The organism is Bacteroidales bacterium (assembly GCA_018334875.1).
Lineage (GTDB): Bacteria > Bacteroidota > Bacteroidia > Bacteroidales > UBA12077 > JAGXLC01.
In genome coordinates, this window is the sequence record JAGXLC010000054.1 from 1 (window position 1) to 20,091 (window position 20,091).

Here is a 20,091-nt window from a genome sequence, read left to right on the forward strand (position 1 = left end):
CTAAAAATCGGACTGCAATATTAATATTTTGTTATGAATTAAGCAACCCTTTGGTGAAAATATTCTAAACCCTCTTTTTTCCATTGAATTCCTTTCCTTCAGAAACTTTTGTCCTTGATGTTCATATTTCTTATAGTAAGTAACGACAACCAGACAAAAGCTATTTTAAAAGTCACAGATAAAAAACAGGGAAGACATTGCCGTCTCCCCTGTTGACTATATCAGGTATTTGGCTTATTATGATTATTCTTCTTCCTGATCCTCTTTCCATTCTGGTTTATAGGACAGTTCAGAAAGATCCAGCCTGGTATTGGGCACTTCAGGATCATCCGTGTCTCTGACGGTAAAGATGATGTCGTTGAAATCATGATCGCACCTGCTGTTGCCTACTTTGATGTCCTCAAAGGTAAGCACGAGATCATTGCAACCGCTGCTTAAAAACAGGGTGGACTGTTGTGCCTGATTTTCGTTGAAGGTTTTGTTGGTATAGTGGGTATACTTTCCCTCAACAGTTTCTCCGTTTTTATAGCCCTGAGCCACCAGGTAAAAGCCGATAACCGTTCCTTCGGGAAATGGCTCATCACCTAGCTGAACCTGATCGCCGAACTTCAGGCCTCCGCCTTCACCTTCTTTTGAGACATTGGGAAATACGACATGTTTTTCCAGATCATCCACGCTTTCCGGAGGATTGTCTTCATGATAGGTATAATATCCGAATGTATTTTTCCAACCGGCCTTTTCATCAATAAAGGTCACATAAACCGGGGTTTCTTCTTTTACTCTAATGTTCAGGCGGGCCGTATCACTGAAGAGGTCTTCATGCATGCCGCGTACATCTTTTTGTTCGGGGAACAGATCGGAGATCTCACCGATCAGTGTTTCACAGGGATCGGTAGAAACAACGTCATCGGGAACTCCATGGTCAATGCTGATGTCAATTATTTTAAGACCACCTTTTCCAGAAGCAACAAAAATTACACTGTCCTTGGATTTCACAAAATTGGTAGATACCGGACCCTCGAAATCCATGCTTCCCATTATTTCTATGCTGTCACTTTTTTCGGGAATAATGTTGCCTACATGGACTCCCGCTGCCCCGTTTCCGATCAATACGAGGTCACCGTTAAGCGATACGCTGTTGGTCACATAGTTGGATTCTTCTCCATCGGGAGGTGCTTCAGGTTTAGGGATGTGCTGTTTTACACTTCCGTCCATATTGAGCATGTATAGGCCATCATCATTCAAAGCAGCAAATATATAGTCATTCGATACGGCGATCTCTGATTTGGACCCCTCTATGGTGGACCCCTCTATCTCACCTCCACCATTATAGGTTTCCTGTTGGGAGAAATCTTCCAAATTGAACCGGTTGATAAGGCCTTCCTGGCCCTGGAGTACGAAAAGGTCATCCGAATTGGCATCTACAGATCGGGCATGATCCAGTTCTTCCGTTCCCAGTGCGCTGTAATCGGAACGGCTGAAAATTGAAAGGCCTCCGCCCGAACCGCTTGTGGTATATATGTTTTCGTTGGTTACCCTTATGCCTGTGCCTGTATAAGAATCAAGATCCAGTATGGTATCTATTTCTATATCTTCAGAATTCATATTTTCGGCTGCCGTGATAACCTCAAGAAAAGCGGGAGATCCATATCCCCTTTCTTCATAATCTCCCGTTGCTCCCACTATATATATTTTATCATTATAGAAATCCACTGAACTCACATCTGCATCCGGCATGATTATCTGGGTAATCGGTTGCGGGTTTTCGCGGTCTGAAACATCATAAATTTCTATTCCTCCCAGCCACGCCGGTCCTCTATAGTTATAGGTAACAAAAGCATAATCGTCTTTTATGGTGACGTGTGTAGCCTGCAAGGTGCTGTCGTTGTATACGGGGGGAGCAACTTCGGCTTTAAGGTTAAATGCATAGTTTTTGGTATGATCAACCTGTACTTCATCTCCGCCGCTTTTCAGCATCTCATCCTTTTCAACGTCTTTTATGGATACAAGCTGGTCTTTATAGTCAATACGCGAGGATAAACCTGCAGGATCATTGTTTATCAGGAGATTTCCTTTTTTACTGTATTTTTCATACTGATTGATCTCATCATCAGGCCCCATATCTTCCTGACAGTGATACAGGAATAATGAAAGGAACATTAAAAGGCCTGCAATACTTAATTTTTTCATAATAGCAAAGTTTTGTTTTGGCATCTGTAAAGGGACATTAATTCAGTAAATATAATACTTTTAGCGTATTGCTCTCACCAAATTTATATGAATCACGGCCATCAATTGATAAACCAACTGAATTTGTTGATGAATGGAATTTGGCTTCTGAATTGTATTTTATCTGATGCATAAGATTCAAAGGAAACCCTGTTGAGTGTACTTTACGGCAATAAATTTTTTGTCCGACATACCTTAATATAAGAGTCGGATATGTTCTTCCTGGAATATTTTATTATTCCAGCTTTGGCAGGGTTTTTAACATCAGGTCGAGTACATTGTGGACATTCTGGTTAAAGATATCCAGGATCTGTTTCCAGCTCACCGGCTCTTCATCTTCTTTCCAGCAATCATAGTCCGTGCTCATGGCAATGGTGCTGTAAGGTATTCCCAGTTCATTGGCCAGAATGGCTTCGGGCGCTATCGACATGTTGATCACATCGGCTCCCCAGCTTCGAAACATCCTTGATTCAGCCCTTGTTGAGAATCTGGGGCCTTCAATGGTAATTACTGTGCCCCTGGGATGATATTTTAGCTCCAGTTCTTTGGCCGAGTCGATCAGCTTGTTCCGGATGGTTTCGGAAAACGGATCTGCCATGGTCACGTGTTTCATATCACCCGGTTCAAAGCTTTCATAAAAGGATACTTTTCTGTGTCGTGTGAAGTCAATAAACTGATCGAGTATGACCATATCCCCCCTCTCGATCTCTTCCCGCAGGCTTCCGCATGCGGTTGACGTGATGATGTAATCGCATTTCATATGGTGCAGGGCATATATGTTGGCGCGGTTGTTCACCTGGGTGGGGGGTATGGTATGTTTTTTACCGTGACGCGATAAAATGACCACTTCCGTATCGTATATTTTTCCGGTGGTCAGCACTGAGCTCGGATCGCCATAAGGGGTTTCCAGCTCAACCGTATCGGGGTTCTTGAGTATTGAAGGATCTTCCAGTCCCGACCCGCCTATGATTCCAACTTTTGCCATATTTTTTCCTTTTTGAGTTATACTTCTGTAAAATATCCGGTCTTAAGCGATCTGGTTGAAATACTTTAACAGTACGCCTCCGGCTTCGTCCAGATCCCTGCCAAAGGTAATGATTCCTTCCCTGTGTCCGCCCATGATGATAATCTTCTCAATGCGCACATCCCTTTGTTGCATGAGTTTTTTAATCTCTTCAGCCATCTCGGGCGTACCGAATTCTACCTCCGGATCTGTTGTGGGGAGTTTGTTTTTTAACAATTTCCACAACCGCTCATGATGGGTGTGAATCACACCGTGTACCTCAGGCTCCGATTCATAGATGGCTGCATGCGTAAGAGATTCCGAGCTGGCTTTAACTTGCCCCACACACTTCACATAATTGTTGGGGATATCGTAATCAATCACCCGGGCATAGTGATTTTTTGACAGCTCTTCATGCTTTCCTGTCTCCGATCCGGTGATAATGAACCGTTTGGAGTTTTCCTCCCTGATGCTCAGATTTCCAAAGCCAATACCTTCCATGTTGACACCAAGCAATTCGTGATCATATAGCTTTTTACGCCATTCGTTGATCTTGCTGAAATTCTTTTTGGAGAAGGTGAAATTTTTCTTCTCCCAGTCGCATTGAAACTTGATGTATCCTTCCTGATTTGTCATGATCTAAACAGTTTTTTTATTTCTTTTTTGTTGGGTTTGCACAATCCTTTTTCCGTGATCAGCCATGTTACATATTTGGCCGGAGTTACATCGAAACCGTAATTGGCAACTCTTGCGTTTTCAGGGGTCAGTAAAATTGTTGTTATGTTTCCTTTATCATATCCGTATATGTATTTCACCTCATCTCCATGTCTTTGTTCGATGGGGATACCATTGACCCCCCTTTCGATATTCATGTCGATGGATGACAAGGGAACTGCCACATAAAAAGGTACATCATTATCATTGGCAGCCAGTGCTTTCAGGTAGGTGCCAATTTTGTTGGCTACATCTCCGTTAGCAGCGGTTCTGTCGCTCCCTGTAATGACCATGTCAACCATTCCCTGCTGCATTAAGAGTCCACCCGTATTGTCTGCTATTACAGTATAGGGTATACCATGTTTTTCGAGCTCCCAGGCTGTAAGCCTGGCGCCCTGGTTTCTGGGCCTTGTTTCGTCCACCCACACATGCAGCTTGATGCCTTTGTCATGAGCCAGGTAGATTGGGGCAGTTGCGGTGCCATAATCAATGGTGGCTAGCCAGCCTGCATTACAATGCGTTAATATATTTACGGGCTCACTGTCTTTTCCCTTTGCAATTTCTTCTATCAGGGATAGGCCATTTTCTCCGATTTTTCGGCAGTTTTCCTTTTCTTGTTCCAATAGTTCTTCTGCTGTTTTGCGGGCCTCGTTTCTGGCTTCTTCCAGCGAATGTATATTGGCCAGCCTCTCTTTATGCTGATTCAAGGCAAACTCAAGATTGATGGCCGTTGGACGGGCCGATTTAAGCCGTTCCATTGCTTCTTTTAGCTGCCCTTTCCAGTCCCATGCAGAGGCATTGACCAGTGCAAGATAAATCCCGTAAGATGCAGTGACACCGATCAGGGGAGCACCCCTAACTACCATCTCTTTTATGGCTTTATAAACATCTTCTGTTGATTTCAGGTCCACAATACGAAAATCAAACGGGAGTTTTCTCTGGTCAATTACCTGAACTGTTCCCCTGTCCTTCAGCCATATTGTCTGATATTTCACGTTGTCCACACGCATAATACCTATATTAAAAACCACTAAACATAATAAAAATATTTGAAACAAATAAAATGAATTATTTTTACATTGTAAAATCTGATGGATATGTTGAACAATATGGATCGTATTAACAATGTCATTTTCGACCTGGGCGGCGTGATTCTCGATATTGATCTGTTGAAGGGAATGACCGCCATGAAACAATTGGGCATCACAAACTTTGAAAGTTCAAACGAAAAGGTAAACCACATGAAAACCTTTATGGACTTTGAAAAAGGATTGCTTTCGGAAGCAGGATTCATTGAAAAGCTTAAGGAAGAAAATGAAGCGGATTTCTCCAATAATGATTTTATTGATGCCTGGAATGAGATCATAGTGGGTTTTCAGCAAGAACGGATTGATTTGATAGCCAATTTGAAGAAGTCCGCTAGATTCAGAACCTTTCTGTTAAGCAATACCAATTCGCTCCATAAGGATTTGTATACAAGAATCCTTCGGGAGGAACATTCTGTAAGGGGGTTGGAGGAGCTGTTTGATAACGTCTATTTTTCTCATGAAATATACATGAGAAAACCAGACCCTGTGATATATCATTATGTTTTGAATACCGAAGGGCTGATCCCTGAACAAACCTTATTTATAGATGATTCCCTGGCCAATATTGAAACTGCCCAATCGTTGGGGATGGAGACGTTTCATCTTTCAGACGGGGTCACCATTAACGATCTGTTTTCTGAACAGCAAGTAGCCAGATGGATTTAAGCTTTCCATTGTCGCGCATCTGGTAAAGATTCACCAGCGCGTCCTCTTTTTTATCGAACGAGTTTACAGATACACGGTAGAGGCTGTCATTCTCAAGGATCTCGGACGTGTATCCTTTATCTGCCAGTTGATTTTGATATTCCCGGGCATTACTCCTGATACGGAAACTGCCTGCAATGATGTGATAGATTTTGTTATCCTCCGGTTGTTTGTACATCAGGGCCCTTTTCTTGTCGGTTATTCTGTTGAGTGCCTGTTTAATCTCCGGGGGCATTGATGCAGTATCCAAAGCAGTATCCTCAGCCTGTTCTGGCGGCTCTTCCCGGCTGTTGGGCTGAGTCTCGGTCAGATTAATTTTTTGGAATATTTCCTGATTTTTGATTTTGTAAGCCAGGTAATCAAAAAAACCGATATAATATGCCCCTCCTATAATAATCAAAAGAAATGTGGAGGCTATGATCAGTCCGATGGTTTTTCGTCCGGATTTGCGGGTTGGAGGAGGCTGTCCGGGGATGATTTTCTTTTGGGTTTCCCGGATTTTTTCCACCTCAAACGGCTCGGCCTGGATTTCTGCAAATCCCAGGTTTAATGCAGGATCCTCTTCGGGAATAAGTTCTATTCTGGTTTCCGCTTTCTTTAATGTACCAATTCCTTTGAGTGTAAATTTTCCATTTTCTTCCAAACCATTCCGGATGTTTTGAACAAAAGTCTGTATTAATGTTTGCGCTTTGCTTAACGAAATGTTCTCTTCGGAAGCGATATATTTGGCCAATATCTGATCACTGTCTGTGGTAACATTCGGATTGAACCGGATTTCTTTTTTAGGTGGATGGATCACATTTTTACCCGTATCTATTTTTGCGGACCGGTACCTGGAAACAAGACTCCCCAGTCCCGGAATCACTACCCCTTCTTTCCGGGTTAAAATATCCTGTATGATGGAATGTAAATCCAAAAAGGTGCTTTTGTTTGAGCTTTCAACAAAGATAGACAAAATTTTACAGTTGCCCTCAGTTCAAAACCGGTATATTTGGAATTTGCCTTTTAACCCGAATTATTCTTGAATAATTCTGACGCTATTGAAAAACCTGGCTTTTTGCTTCAATAAATTTCGCAAAAAGTCGGTTTTTCTAATGCGGGGTTGCCTTGCTCCGCACGCTGTCGCTGAAGCTTTAGCGTAAGCGACTGAAGCTTCGCGAAGGCGAGCCTGCATCCATCCCGCAAACCATCCCGCATGCAAAAACTTCACTACGATCGTTTTTGCATAATGCAGGTTAAGATACATGAAGATTGGTTGAAAAATTATACCTTAGCCTGCCTATAGAAACAATAACTCAATAAAATATATATCATGGATTCGAAAGGCAAAAAAATACTTGTGACCGGCGGTACGGGTTATATAGGATCCCACACGGTGGTGGAATTATTGAATGAAAATTATGAAGTGGTGATTATCGATAACCTGTCCAATTCAAATCAAGGTGTACTTGATGGCATCAAAGAGATAACGGGCATAAAACCTGAGTTTTATCAATTGGATCTGTGCGACAGGGAAGCGCTCGTCGATTTCTTTGCCGGCAACCGGGATATTGATTCGGTAATACATTTTGCAGCTTATAAGGCAGTAGGCGAATCAACCGAAAAGCCTTTGAAATATTACCGGAATAATTTGGTATCTACCATGAATTTGCTGGAGTGTATGATTGATCATCAAGTCACCAATATTGTTTTCTCTTCTTCCTGCACGATATATGGTCAACCCGATCAATTGCCTGTGGATGAATCCGCTCCCGTCAAGGAGCCCCTTTCACCCTACGGAAATACCAAACAGACGAATGAACGGATGATCCAGTATACTGTAGAAGCGGGAAATCCCGTTAAAGGAATTTCGCTCAGATATTTCAATCCGATTGGGGCGCATCCTTCCGCAAAAATCGGGGAGATACCACAGGGCATACCCAATAATCTGGTTCCATATATTACCCAGACGGCAATCGGGATTCGGGAGGAGCTTAAAGTTTTTGGAAATGATTACAATACCCCCGACGGAACTCCAATAAGGGACTACATTAACGTGGTAGATCTGGCAAAAGCCCATGTAGTAGCCATCGCCCGACTGATAAAAAATAAGAACAAGGATGGCTATGAATATTTTAACCTGGGCACCGGCCGGGGCTATACGGTTCTTGAAGTGATTAATGCCTTTGAAAAAGCAACAGGCCAGAAGCTAAACTATAAGATTGTTGGCCGCAGACCCGGTGATGTGGAAAAAGTATATGCCGATACTTCTTATGCCAACAAAGAACTGGGATGGAAAGCGGAAAAAACCCTTGAAGAAACCCTAAAATCGGCATGGGAGTTTGAAAAAACATACAGAGCCAGAAATTAAAGGTTGGATGTATTAGACACATATTAATGAAGAATAAATAAAAGAATCTATGAATAAGAATATTCTGATTACCGGCGGAGCCGGATTTATTGGTTCGCATGTTGCCAGACTGCTGGTTAACCGATATCCGGGTTACAAGATCGTGAACCTCGATAAACTCACTTATGCAGGCAACCTGGAAAATCTCACCGATGTTGAGGGCTTTTCCAATTATGAATTTGTGAGAGGGGATATCTACGATGCTGAATTTTTAAATGAATTGTTTGAGAACTATGCATTCGACGGGATCATTCATCTGGCTGCCGAATCGCATGTTGACCGCTCGATCACCAATCCCAATGAATTCATCAAGACCAATGTGGTAGGAACCGTGAACCTTTTGAATATGGCAAAGAGCCATTGGCAGGAGCCTTATGAAGGGAAGTTGTTTTATCATATATCCACAGATGAAGTGTACGGATCATTAGGGCCGGAGGGCTATTTTACCGAGGAGACCCCCTACGACCCCAAAAGTCCTTACTCGGCTTCCAAGGCAAGTTCCGATCATATGGTAAGGGCTTATTACAATACCTACGGTTTGCCGGTTATCGTAACGAACTGCTCGAACAATTACGGTCCGAATCAATTCCCGGAAAAGCTGATACCGCTTTTCATCAATAACATCAAAAACAACCGGGAGCTACCCGTTTACGGCAAGGGTGAGAACGTAAGGGACTGGCTTTATGTCGAGGATCATGCCAAAGCCATTGATTTGATCTATCATAGCGGGAGAGTGGGAGAAACTTACAACATTGGCGGCGATAATGAGTGGAAGAATATCGACCTGATCAGGAAATTGTGTGAAATCATGGACCGGAAGCTTGGCCGTGAGCCCGGTACATCGGAAAAGTTGATCACTTTTGTGAAGGACCGTGCCGGACATGACATTCGGTATGCCATTGATTGCTCAAAACTTAAGAATGAATTGGGATGGAAGCAGGAGGTGAGCTTCGAAGAAGGCTTGGAAAAGACCGTCGACTGGTATCTGCAGAATGAAGAGTGGCTGAACCATGTGCTTACCGGAGAGTACGAAGAGTATTACCGGAAGCAATATCTGGAACGATGAAATCAGTAATCAGTAAGCAGTAAACAGTAAACAGTAAGTAGGCAGTAAGCAGTGTGAAAACTCTAAGGTAGTTCCGATTTTATTTTAAAACTAGCTAGTTGGGTAATTGTACATTTAGTTATAAGTAAGTAATATAAGCAATCATAAAATCATGTTAAAACTTTTTAAAAATGGCCAATTATAGAGGATTTCGGGATCTAAAGGTTTACCAGCTATCCTTCCGGCTAGCGGTGGAAATTTTCGAACTGTCAAAACATTTTCCAAAGGAAGAAAGGTATAGTCTAACGGATCAAATAAGGAGAGCTTCGCGATCTGTGCCAACCAACATTTCAGAAGCTTGGAGTAAAAGGAGGTATCCCAAACAATTTGTTTTTAAATTAACCGATTCTGATGGAGAAGCTTCTGAAACAACAGTATGGCTTGATTTCTCTTTGAATCACAAATACATTTCCCAAGAAACTCATAATTATTTTATTGAAAAGTACCATGAAGTAGGAAAGATGCTGGGGAGTATGATCCAACATCCTGAAAAATTTTGCTATTAAATCACATAATTATTTTTTTTATCTGCATTCTATGTAAAAAACCTAGCCTGATTTTTTTGGTTTAATACTTTTTACCTTAATTGTTCTAAAAGAATTTCTTGCTGCTTACTTCTTACTGCTTACTGTTTACTGTTTACTGCTTACTGCCTACTGCCTACTCCACAGTAACAGACTTCGCAAGATTCCTTGGCTGATCTACGCTGCAGCCCCGAAGTACTGCTATATGATAGGATAAAAGCTGCAAGGGGATTACGGTTAATAAAGAAGCCAAAGTTTCCAGGGTAGAAGGTATCTCCAGCACATGATCAGCCATTTCCCTTATGGTGGTGTCGCCTTCGGTGACTATTGCAATGACTTTGCCTTTCCGTGCTTTGATCTCCTGGATGTTGCTCACAATTTTATCGTATGATTTGTCCTGAAGCGCGATCACTACCACGGGCATGTTTTCATCTATAAGGGCAATGGGGCCGTGTTTCATCTCGGCCGCCGGATAGCCTTCTGCATGAATATAGGAGATCTCTTTTAGTTTGAGTGCGCCTTCAAGGGCTACAGGGAAAGCATAACCTCTTCCCAGGTAAAGGAAATTGCTGGCCTCTTTATATAATTCTGCCAGTTTCTTAAATTCGTTGTTAAGGGTCAGGATTTTTTCGATTTTCCTGGGAACTTGCGTTAGCTCTTCTATTAGGTTATGATATAACGGCTCTTCAATTTGGCCCCGCTTATAGCCCAGTACTACAGCCATCATAGCCAACACAGTTACCTGGGCGGTAAATGCTTTGGTAGAGGCCACACCGATTTCGGGACCTGCATGCGTATATACCCCGGCATGGGTTTCTCTGGGAATACTGGATCCTACAACATTGCAGATACCAAGTACCGTAGCACCTACTTCTTTCGCTAGCTGAATGGCTGCCAGTGAGTCGGCGGTTTCTCCGCTCTGGCTGATGGTAATGACTACGTCATTTTTATAAATAATGGGGTTGCGGTATCGGAATTCCGATGCATATTCCACTTCAACGGGTATTCTGGCCAGGTCCTCAATTAGATATTCACCCACCAGTCCCGCGTGCCATGAAGTACCACATCCAAGAATAATGATGCGGTTGGCTTGTTCCAAAATGGGCATCACTGAATGCAGCCCGCCCAGTATAATGTCTTTCTGGTCCGGAGAAACCCTCCCCCGGAAAGTATCTTTAATAGAGCGCGGCTGCTCAAAAATTTCCTTAAGCATGAAATGGTCATATCCGTTCTTCTCTATATCTCCTATTTCCAGCTCAAGTTTCTGTACATTGGGTGTAAGCTGCTCGTTTTGAATCGTTTTCAGCACCAATTCATTCCGGGCCAGGATGGCAATGTTGTTGTCATTAAGGTATATCACACTTTGTGTATGTTCTACTAGCGGGGTAGCGTCGGATGCAAGAAAATATTCATTTTCTCCGACACCAATAACCAGCGGGCTGCCTCTTCTGGCAGCAATAAGTTTGTCCGGTTCATCTTTGCAAATAATGCCCAGCCCAAAGGCTCCGATGACTTTGCGCAAAGCTAGTCTGACGGCTATTTCAGCGGGAACCTGACCTTTTAGATAAATGTATTCCATCAGGTTGGCCAATATTTCGGTATCGGTTTCAGACCTAAAGGTATAGCCCCGGTCCTCCAGCTTTTTCTTCAACCGGCTGTAATTTTCAATGATCCCATTGTGTATGACGATAAAGTGGCCGTTTTCTGAAGCATGGGGATGGGCATTGATGTCATTGGGCTCCCCGTGTGTGGCCCAGCGGGTATGGCCGATGCCAATACTCCCGGAAATGTCTTTCTGTTGGGCATGCGCTTCCAAATCAGATACTTTTCCTGCCTTTTTCAGAATGGATAATGCTCCGCTGTTACCCAGCAGTGAAATACCCGCTGAATCATATCCGCGGTATTCAAGCCTTTTTAATCCATTGATAAGAATGGGATAGGCATTCTTCTTGCCAATGTAGCCGACAATTCCACACATACTAGTTTAAGGTTTGAAATATTTGATCCTTAATTTGATTGGAGTAGAATGGTTGGCACCGGATATGATTAATTCTCCGGGCTGAAAGCGAAAGTTCCTGGTCTGGATGTATAACCGGTTATTATCTACCTCTTCGTTAATATATGCCTGAAGATAACTGGTAATGTTGCAACTGAATACATTCCGGTCTTCATCATATTCCCCGTTGAAGAACTGGCTTTGGGAAATGGACACATAGCTGGTATCCCGGGGATAGGCATACATACCCACGGATTCAGGAAAAAGGGGACTGTCGGGTGATATTAAAGGTTTTAGTTCGATTTCCGCACGGGCCAAAAACTTGTTATCCTGGGACGTTTCTTTCTTGTTGAACGTTTCTCTAACCGCTTCCGGTATCAGCAGTTTTGCCCTTGTTCCGCCGGGACCGTTTATTAGCAAGATGCTGTCGTTTTCTGCAGAGTCATTGGTTAGAAAACGGTGGGCGTTTTTCACGGGCGCCGTTGCTTCTTCAAAATAATGCTCAAAGGTGTTTACCCGCAACGCAGTAGATGGTATGGGATATTCGAGTGTATCTACCTCATCTTCACCGGCTGCTCTATAAGCCAGCTCAAGCCTTGTTGTATCATTGGCTATTTTGATGTTGTTCAGGAAGCTATTGCCATCGGTTTCCATTTCAGCAAAAATTCCCGGGAAAAATTCCAGGAAGTCACCATGGTCACCCATAATCGTATCCTCAGCGCTAGCAAGAAATTCTGCAAATGATTGGGTGAGATTTACTTTTATTATACTGTCTCCCAGTAATTCCGTGGATTCTGAAATTAAATCACTTGCATCATAAAAACCTCCCGGGTCCGTAGTGGAATAATAATTATTGCTTATTTGTAATTCTTTATTAAGCTTATAAACCCGAACCTTCGATTCTTCAAAAGATCCGTGAGAAGATTCAATCTGGAAGTAAAGCGTAGCACCTACACCTTCTTCCACTGAAGAAAAACTTAAAGAATCGGCTTTATAAATCTGGGACATAAAACTTGCTTTCATTCTTCCAAAATTGGGACTGAGGTATTCTCCCAGCAGTATATTGGAATGCTGGATCGTTGTGGGAGCTTCTATGGAGGAATAAAGGGATGGGAATGAATCGGATTTTTCAACAAATGTCCCCATCTGAAAGCTGGTATCATAATCTGCCTCTATGCTGTCGTTAGGGTGCATGATCTGATCACCGAATTCTTTTGCCTCTTTTTCGCATGCGATAACCGCCAGGATCATTACTGAAAATAATAGCAATTGCTTTGCGGTCTTAACGAGATTTCCCTTCATCACTAATCCTTCCTTGTTATAAAACATAAAATTTATTTGGTTAATAATTCATCATAGAACGTGGAGTATGCATCAATATATTTATCTTCCGGCTGGTATTCAAGAGTCGGTTTATTGATTTGCTGAATATAGGATTCAATTTCTTCATTAATTTGTTTACTCCCTTTGATTATGGCATCCGAATTGTCAATGGTCATCTTGGTCAGATTGACATAATCCGGATTGTCTTTAATCTTTTTGATGGCCTTGTTGTTGATGCCTTCAATTTTTAGTTTGTCTTTAAATTCTTGTTTCAACGGTGTATCAAATTCATCGTCGTAAATGGAGTAAACCACCTTTGAATTGGCAAAAAGGGGGTCTTCATTGTAGGAATGTTTGAGGTATAAAGGAACCAGAGAGGTGAACCACCCCAGACAATGGACGATATCCGGTGACCAGCGTAATTTTTTTACAGTTTCCAGTACACCCCTGGCGAAGAATATGGCTCTTTCATCATTATCGGAGAAATATTCTCCGTTTTCGTCTTGTAATGTATATCTTCTCTGGAAATAGTCTTCATTATCAATAAAGTATACCTGCATGCGTGCAGATTGGATGGAAGCGACTTTGATGATGAGGGGACGATCTGTGTCATCAATGATCAGATTCATGCCGGAGAGTCTTATTACCTCGTGTAATTGATTCCTTCTTTCGTTGATGCTCCCGTATTTGGGCATAAATGTTCTTATTTCCTTGCCTCTTTCCTGTATGCCCTGAGGTAAGTATCTTGCGGTACGGGACATTTCAGTCTCGGGAAGGTAAGGGGTTATCTCCTGAGATATGAAAAGTACTTTCGTTTTTTCCATTATTGTTGATATATTTATATATAAAAGTAACCGCAAAATTAGTAAAATTATTCATAATTACCAATAATTTAGAAACTCTGCCGGTTCTATCCCCGGCAGGAAAACTTTTTGCAGTCAGGTTATTTTTAGCCTGCATTATTCAAAAACGAATCCCGCTGTTTAGCGGGAAAGTTTTTGAATGCGGGATGGTTTGCGGGATGTATGCAGGCAACCCCGCATTAGAAAAACCAGCTTTTTCAATAGCGTCAGAATTATTCTTGAATAATTCGGGTTAGATCCAATATCTCAGGTGATAGGCGCTGTCCCAAAAAAGCCATTCATATCTGGAAGACCTGATATACAGATGCTTCATATTTTCTCTTATTTTTTGGGTGTTTTCCCTGGCGAGCCTTTCGGTGATTTCTTTCAGTCGTTTTGTGGTTTCATCAAATTCGGCACTTGAATAAGTATTGATCCACTGCTGATATTTGTTTTCTGTGTTGGCATTATAATATATATGCACCGCTACTTTGTTGTAAAGCCAGAAGCATGGCAGCAAACTTGCCAGTGCTTCCGGGTAGCTCCTGTATGCAGCCGCACTGAGAAGAAAATTGGAATAGGCTTCGGTAGCCAGCGCAATTTCTTTCGGAGGTGTTATATTGAATTGTTTTATAAACTCATTGTGCAGTGCCCTTTCAATATCCAGACCTTCTTTGGCAAAGGAAATGAATTCCGTCAGCTCATCATGCGAAGGTGCTACTGAAGCCAAAGCTGCCAATGCACGGGAGTATTCACCAATATAATGGATGTCCTGGCTGATGTAGAAACGAAATTTTTCTTCCGGGAGGGTTCCGCTGGCGAGTTCCACGTTGAAAGGGTGATTGATGAGTTCTTGATAGATCGGTTCAACCGATTCGTTCAGATCTTTTAAAAAATCCATAAATGTTTGTTTTTAACTCCAGAATTTATAAAAATGATGAACCGGCCCGTGGCCTTTTCCGATTTGATAGGCTGATCCTTCAAATATGGCTTGATGGGTGTATTCCATTCCTTTTTGAATGGCTTCTTTCAGGGGATAACCAAGAGCCAGCCAGGATGCAACTGCAGACGACAAAGTACATCCCGTACCATGGGTGTTTTTTGTTTCAATGCGTTTAAAGGGCATTTCAATAAGTTCGTCCTTTGAGGTAATATAAAAGATGTCGGATAATTCGCCTCCTTTGAAATGCCCTGACTTTAACAGCACCGACTTTGCACCGGTCTGTGAAAGCTCGCGGGCTGCATTTTGAAAATCTTCTTCGGTTTTGATCTTTTTCTCCAGAATGATTTCGGCTTCCGGAATATTGGGTGTGATTACCGAGGCTGCCGGCAGCAAATCCTTAATCAGTGTTTTGATGGCCTCATCCCGGAGCAGTTTGTCACCCGAAGTGGCTACCATAACCGGATCCAGAACTACATTTTCCACCTGATATTTTTTCAATGCATCCAATACTGTTTGGATTACCTCGGAGCTATGTAACATCCCTATTTTTACGGCATCGGCACCTATATCGTCCATAACCGCAGCAATCTGGCTTTCGAGTATCTTTATAGGGATAGGATGGATATCCCTTACTCCCTCTGTGTTTTGTGCTGTTATGGCTGTAATGGCAGACATGCCATATACTCCATTGGCTGCAAACGTCTTCAGATCAGCCTGAATGCCGGCCCCTCCGCTGCTGTCCGAACCTGCTATGGTCAGTGCTTTTTTATAATGCTGAATGTTTTTCATGGTCATTGTATTTTGTCTTTTCAAAAATGGGAATAACCTTCTTTCAGGTCTTTCACTTCTTTATTGTTTTTAAGGTATATAATCTCTCTTTCACCGTGTTCCAGGTATCCAATTTTATATAGCGGTCTTGAAAACTGTTCCCGGAACTTTCCGGCCAGTGTTTCATATTCTTTTTTGTCGACCGTTAGCAGCAACACGTAATCTTCTCCGCCTGATACGGATAATTCAAGCGGATTCCATTGATGGGTTTCCGATTGATGGATTAATTCCTCTGACATGGGTATATTATCCAGTTCGATAATTCCTTTTAGTCCGGCTGAAGCTTTAAGGATGTGCTTCAAGTCGGAGGCAATGCCGTCGGAGACATCCATCATCGCGTGTACCGCGTCGAATTCCGAAAGCCAGATCCCCTCTATGATTTGTGGGGTAGGGGTCAGGTGCTGTTCGAGAAGCTTTTTTGCCTGATTGTCTACCGGCAGATCATTCAGTATAAGCTGCAAGCCTCCGGCCGAATCCCCGACTTTACCGGTCAGGCAAATCACATCGTTTTCCTGAGCTGCGGAACGCAATTTGATATTCTTAGCGGGAATTTCTCCTGTTACGCCAACATTTATAATGATTTTGTCTTCAGAGCTGGTGGTATCGCCCCCGAGAAGCGGCACCTGAAATTCTTCACTCAGGGCTTTATAGCCTTTCATGAACTCCTCCACCCATTCGACTTCCATATCTTTCGGCAGACCTATGGAAAGATAGCTGGCAATGGGTTTGCCGCCCATGGCTGCAATATCGCTCAGGTTAACCGAGAGGGATTTATATCCGAGCTGGTAGGGTGAAATTTTATCCCTGAGAAAGTGGGTTTTTTCGATAAGCATATCCGTGGTGTGGATATGGGAGGTATGCTTATCAATGGGTACAATGGCGGCATCGTCCCCGATACCGGTAAGGTGTTTGTTGACCAGCTCCCTGAATTCCGGGGCGATTACTTCCTCGATGAGACCAAATTCACCTATTTTGGATATTTTCATACATATTTGTTTTGCCTGTGATTTTTTGGGTACATGTCAAAGATTAAACGAATGCAAAAATGATAAAATGATTGGAGGCCTGTCCGCCGAAAGGTGGAATTGAATGTGAATATTTACGCATTGTGCATCTTGGCTTTATCCACGGCTTGTCTCAATTTTTTTGCAGCATGCTCCGGGTCATCAGCAGAGCAGATACCTGATACAACAGCCACACCGTCGGCGCCGGCTTTAATCACTTCTCCGGCATTATGCGTTTTTATGCTTCCTATTCCTACTGACGGATGTCGGCATATTTCGGTTATCCTTTGAACCCCTTCCAGTCCCAGTTCTTCGGTGAGCTCCTCTTTGGTGGGGGTAGTATAAACCGGACTGATGGCAATATAATCCACATTCAGCTTTTCGGCCTCTTCTGCCTGTTCATAGCTTTCGACGGATAATCCTATGATGGCATCTTTCCCGAGTATCTTCCTGGCCATTTCATAGGGCATATCGGTCTGTCCCAGATGTACGCCGTCGGCTTCAACGGCCAGCGCCACATCCACCCTGTCGTTGATCAGCAGGGGCACGCCATAAGGTTTCAGTATTGTTTTTATATGTAATGCTTCTTCAATGAAATCTTTCGTATCAAGGTCTTTTTCTCTGAGCTGAACAACTGTCGTTCCTCCTTTTAATGCTTTTTCCACTACCCAGCCGAGAGACCTGCCCAGAGACAGGTCTCTGTCAGTAACCAGGTAGAGAGCAGGGTTGAATTTCTTCTTGTCACGCATTTTTCCATCGTTTTTGTATCTGTTCGCCGTCGATTTTATAAAGGGCATCAAGGAATTTGGCGTAGAAAGTGCCCGGTGCATCGGCCTCCTCTGCCGCCATTTCCCCGGCAATACCCATTACAATCATGGCTTCCGTAGCAGCGGTAAACGGTTCGGAGTTGATCCCGGCAAAGGCAGCCGTAAGTGCCGTAGCAGTGCATCCTGTGCCGGTAACCCTTCCCATCAGAGGATGGCCGTTGGCAATTGCCCGGATTTCACTTCCATCGGTGATATAATCCGTTTTTCCGCTAATGCTGACCACGGCATTTGCGTTTTTGGCCAGATCTTTTGCCGCTTCAAGGGCTTTTTCGGCTGATGCCGTGCTGTCCACTCCTTTGGTGGTGAAGCCTGCCTGAGCTATGGCCAGCACTTCCGAACCATTACCCCTTATAACCTGGGGCTGGATTTCCTGTATGATATCTTTTGTGGTATCGGTTCTGAAAGTGGTGGCACCCGCTCCAACAGGGTCCAGCACTACCGGGATTCCTTTCTCTTTTGCGGTTTTGCCTGCCAGATGCATGGCTTCAACCCATTTTCCGCTTAGAGTGCCAATGTTGATCACCAGGGCGGAGGCCAGGGAAACCATTTCTTTCATTTCCTCCATGGCATGTGCCATTACAGGAGAAGCACCGATAGATATCAATGCATTGGCTGTACTGTTCATTACTACATAGTTGGTAATGTTGTGTATCAGGGGAGCCTCTTCCCTCAGTTTTTCAAGATCCTGTATGAGTTGTTTCTGATCGGTCATAATGAGTGGTTTTTTATTTATTTGCACATATTGCTACATAGTTTCCTTTGTCATACCCTTCCTGTGCTTCTTCAATATAATCATTGGAATATAGGGGATGAGTAGTAAGAGTCTGGGCGAAGCGGAGATTGCTGAAACCCGTTTTTTTCATCATGTCCGCTTTTTCCCGGGTACTCCTCCAGTTGGCTTCTTTAACGAATTCTATGGGATATACCGAGGAAGGTCTGATGTCGTTAAGCATATCGTGATCCCATGTACCAAGCGTTTTTGCAAGGTTATACAGCATGGCAAATGATCCTTCCTTGGGTACGTCGATCACGACAAGCCTTCCGCCTTTTTTGAGGGCATAATATGCCTTTTCAAAAGCCGTATCCAGATCGCTGATATAACTTGGAGTGCCGTTGAACAACAAGGTGTTATAAGATTCAGTCTCCAGGGCGGCTTCCTCTGCCGTGCCAATATTTACCGACATACCTCTTTTCCTGGCTATTTCAGCCATAGATTCGGAAGGTTCTATACCTTCCCTTACCTCAATGCCATAATTTTTCTGCAGGAAGTATTCAAACAGACCACTGCCACAACCTACAGATAAAGCTTTTCCGGGATTGTTGAGAAAATAAGCTACAACCGAAAGCTCCGACAGGAACAGGTTCTCATTTTCCATGAACCAGGCGTCATATTTCCCGGCATACTGATCGAACGATAATTTCTGTTTTGTTTGCTTGTCTGTGTTCATAGTATTATAGTTTAAAAATGAATAAAAAAAAAGCCGTTTCGTCAGACAGGCAGCCCAGCGAAACGGCTTTCAATGAATCTATAATACTGAAAATTCATCGTTTACCGCATCCCTGCGCTGCCATTAAGCAGATCAGGTTCAAAGGGTATACTCTCAGCCTCCCGGTCCTTACGGGAAGCACCCCTGAAACGGATGAAATTTTTTGTGATTTGTTAAAGAACTTTCATAAATCTACGACAAAATTAATAAAATATTGTTTACAGAGAATGGTTAATTTTCTAAAACAAGAGTATATGGTAATTAGTAAATGTTTGCCATCAGCGGAGGAGAGGGGATTAGCTCGCTACCCGCAACGGCAGGGGGTGTATTTCCAATTTTTTCCATCCACAGAAGTTCCTATCTCATCTGATTATTGTTTATTTATGGGCAAATGAACACCGATAAGGCTCAGCGAACCTAAACCCGCATGCCGATCATGCTTTTGTTGTATAAGATTACTGCAAGCGGATTTTATTCCAAAATAACCATTTCAATATATTGCACAAATAGCGGCTTACAGAAAACCTTATTTTTAGTTGTTCAACCTTCGTAGCCATGAAATACCCAATGATAATCAACCTTATTACCTTATTCTCCGGAAGGATATAACAGCTTGTTATAAAAAAATAAGGTAATAAGGTTAAGGGACGGGGCGATGCCTTATGGCTACTAATGTTTAATATAAAGAAAAATAAGGTTTTTCAATAGCGTCAGAATTATTCAAGAATAATTCGGGTTAGATAAGAGCAAAAAAACTCTGGTTTCTCTGCTATTAGCGGAGGAGAGGGGATTCGAACCCCTGGTCCGGCGTATGCCGGACAACGGTTTTCGAGACCGCCGCATTCGTCCACTCTGCCACTCCTCCTTGTTTATTTATTGCTTTTTACAGGATACAAAACTATGAAAAATTTATGGTATTGTTAAAAAAACACCGGTGGCTATTCCTGTATCCTATTGTATTTAGTCATAGAAATAATCATCCAGGGTCCACATACATGCTGTTGCAAGTTCGTTGTCATTGTAAGCATTTTGATTGAATTCCCTGATTTTTTCCATGATTGCTTTGGCGCGGTTATCATCCATA

At 42.8% G+C, this 20,091-nt stretch carries 18 protein-coding genes, 1 tRNA gene and 1 riboswitch; of the genes, 4 read left to right on the plus strand and 15 right to left on the minus strand.

The genetic code is table 11. The annotated features are described in order from the left end of the window. Positions 1 to 243: 243 nt before the first annotated feature. The 4 genes from KGY70_06705 to mtnA form a co-directional block, all read right to left on the minus strand. Complete coding sequence (locus KGY70_06705) at positions 244 to 2,190, minus strand: DUF4114 domain-containing protein (protein ID MBS3774856.1); 1,947 nt, start codon at positions 2,188 to 2,190, stop codon at positions 244 to 246. Between the two features lie 274 nt (positions 2,191 to 2,464). After that, a complete protein-coding gene (gene mtnP, locus KGY70_06710; protein MBS3774857.1) occupies positions 2,465 to 3,214 on the minus strand; it encodes an S-methyl-5'-thioadenosine phosphorylase in 750 nt (249 codons plus the stop codon). Positions 3,215 to 3,256: 42 nt separating this feature from the next. Continuing rightward, a complete protein-coding gene (locus KGY70_06715; protein MBS3774858.1) occupies positions 3,257 to 3,868 on the minus strand; it encodes a class II aldolase/adducin family protein in 612 nt (203 codons plus the stop codon). After that, a complete protein-coding gene (gene mtnA / locus KGY70_06720; protein MBS3774859.1) occupies positions 3,865 to 4,956 on the minus strand; it encodes an S-methyl-5-thioribose-1-phosphate isomerase in 1,092 nt (363 codons plus the stop codon). Before mtnA ends, KGY70_06715 begins: the two co-directional genes overlap by 4 nt. An 87-nt stretch (positions 4,957 to 5,043) precedes the next feature. On the opposite strand from mtnA, the gene KGY70_06725 reads away from it, so the two are divergent. Further along, positions 5,044 to 5,700 carry an HAD family phosphatase gene (locus KGY70_06725; protein ID MBS3774860.1) on the plus strand — a complete coding sequence of 219 codons (657 nt, stop codon included), beginning with the start codon at positions 5,044 to 5,046 and terminating at the stop codon, positions 5,698 to 5,700. On the opposite strand, the gene KGY70_06730 is transcribed toward KGY70_06725, so the two are convergent. After that, positions 5,657 to 6,655 (minus strand): HU family DNA-binding protein, encoded by a 999-nt coding sequence (locus KGY70_06730; protein ID MBS3774861.1) that lies wholly within the window; start codon positions 6,653 to 6,655, stop codon positions 5,657 to 5,659. The two genes, KGY70_06725 and KGY70_06730, sit on opposite strands and share 44 nt — an antisense overlap. 396 nt (positions 6,656 to 7,051) lie before the next feature. Here KGY70_06730 and galE point away from each other — a divergent pair, with 396 nt between their 5' ends. From galE to KGY70_06745, 3 genes are all read left to right on the plus strand, one after another. Continuing rightward, the gene (gene galE, locus KGY70_06735; GenBank protein MBS3774862.1) at positions 7,052 to 8,089 is read left to right on the plus strand and encodes a UDP-glucose 4-epimerase GalE; all 1,038 of its coding nucleotides are present in this window, start codon (positions 7,052 to 7,054) and stop codon (positions 8,087 to 8,089) included. 49 nt (positions 8,090 to 8,138) lie between these two features. Beyond that, positions 8,139 to 9,194: a dTDP-glucose 4,6-dehydratase gene (rfbB, locus tag KGY70_06740; protein MBS3774863.1), complete on the plus strand. Its 1,056-nt coding sequence runs from the start codon at positions 8,139 to 8,141 to the stop codon at positions 9,192 to 9,194. Positions 9,195 to 9,364: 170 nt separating this feature from the next. Beyond that, complete coding sequence (locus KGY70_06745; GenBank protein MBS3774864.1) at positions 9,365 to 9,739, plus strand: four helix bundle protein; 375 nt, start codon at positions 9,365 to 9,367, stop codon at positions 9,737 to 9,739. Positions 9,740 to 9,893: 154 nt separating this feature from the next. On the opposite strand, the gene glmS is transcribed toward KGY70_06745, so the two are convergent. The 10 genes from glmS to KGY70_06795 form a co-directional block, all read right to left on the minus strand. Then, a complete protein-coding gene (gene glmS / locus KGY70_06750) occupies positions 9,894 to 11,735 on the minus strand; it encodes a glutamine--fructose-6-phosphate transaminase (isomerizing) (protein MBS3774865.1) in 1,842 nt (613 codons plus the stop codon). 6 nt (positions 11,736 to 11,741) lie between these two features. Beyond that, the gene (locus KGY70_06755) at positions 11,742 to 13,055 is read right to left on the minus strand and encodes a DUF4270 family protein (protein MBS3774866.1); all 1,314 of its coding nucleotides are present in this window, start codon (positions 13,053 to 13,055) and stop codon (positions 11,742 to 11,744) included. 32 nt (positions 13,056 to 13,087) lie between these two features. Beyond that, entirely contained in the window at positions 13,088 to 13,900 is an 813-nt protein-coding gene (locus KGY70_06760) for a glycogen/starch synthase (GenBank protein MBS3774867.1), read from the minus strand. Positions 13,901 to 14,171: 271 nt separating this feature from the next. Continuing rightward, positions 14,172 to 14,819 carry a thiaminase II gene (gene tenA, locus KGY70_06765; protein ID MBS3774868.1) on the minus strand — a complete coding sequence of 216 codons (648 nt, stop codon included), beginning with the start codon at positions 14,817 to 14,819 and terminating at the stop codon, positions 14,172 to 14,174. A 12-nt stretch (positions 14,820 to 14,831) separates the two neighbouring features. Then, a complete protein-coding gene (gene thiD / locus KGY70_06770) occupies positions 14,832 to 15,650 on the minus strand; it encodes a bifunctional hydroxymethylpyrimidine kinase/phosphomethylpyrimidine kinase (GenBank protein ID MBS3774869.1) in 819 nt (272 codons plus the stop codon). Between the two features lie 20 nt (positions 15,651 to 15,670). Continuing rightward, a complete protein-coding gene (gene thiL / locus KGY70_06775) occupies positions 15,671 to 16,675 on the minus strand; it encodes a thiamine-phosphate kinase (GenBank protein MBS3774870.1) in 1,005 nt (334 codons plus the stop codon). A gap of 113 nt (positions 16,676 to 16,788) precedes the next feature. After that, the gene (thiE, locus tag KGY70_06780) at positions 16,789 to 17,442 is read right to left on the minus strand and encodes a thiamine phosphate synthase (GenBank protein ID MBS3774871.1); all 654 of its coding nucleotides are present in this window, start codon (positions 17,440 to 17,442) and stop codon (positions 16,789 to 16,791) included. After that, positions 17,435 to 18,232 (minus strand): hydroxyethylthiazole kinase, encoded by a 798-nt coding sequence (thiM, locus tag KGY70_06785; GenBank protein MBS3774872.1) that lies wholly within the window; start codon positions 18,230 to 18,232, stop codon positions 17,435 to 17,437. Before thiM ends, thiE begins: the two co-directional genes overlap by 8 nt. A gap of 13 nt (positions 18,233 to 18,245) precedes the next feature. Continuing rightward, positions 18,246 to 18,968 (minus strand): methyltransferase domain-containing protein, encoded by a 723-nt coding sequence (locus tag KGY70_06790; protein ID MBS3774873.1) that lies wholly within the window; start codon positions 18,966 to 18,968, stop codon positions 18,246 to 18,248. 91 nt (positions 18,969 to 19,059) lie between these two features. Then, a riboswitch (TPP riboswitch) is annotated at positions 19,060 to 19,163 on the minus strand. A gap of 620 nt (positions 19,164 to 19,783) precedes the next feature. Beyond that, positions 19,784 to 19,872: transfer RNA gene (locus KGY70_06795), tRNA-Ser, on the minus strand. Between the last annotated feature and the right edge of the window lie 219 nt (positions 19,873 to 20,091).